A 244-nucleotide genomic window follows, 5' to 3' on the forward strand; every position below is an offset into this window, starting at 1 on the left:
ATCCTGCGTCTGGACCTGGCTGGCCGGGACCTGACAGACTACCTCATGAAGATCCTGACCGAGCGTGGCTACAGCTTCACCACCACAGCTGAGAGGGAAATCGTGCGCGACATCAAAGAGAAGCTGTGCTATGTGGCCCTGGACTTCGAGAATGAGATGGCCACCGCTGCCTCTTCCTCCTCCCTGGAGAAGAGCTATGAGCTGCCCGACGGGCAGGTCATCACCATCGGCAATGAGCGTTTCC

1 protein-coding gene is annotated in these 244 nt (G+C 58.6%); it reads left to right on the forward strand.

Annotated elements, in window-relative coordinates:
- Positions 1-45: 45 nt before the first annotated feature.
- Positions 46-244 (forward strand): hypothetical protein (locus ACWA1B_RS23370; protein ID WP_456911073.1); only part of this gene is annotated, 199 nt, incomplete at its 3' end.

The sequence above is a fragment of the Flavobacterium xizangense genome, from assembly GCF_054075145.1.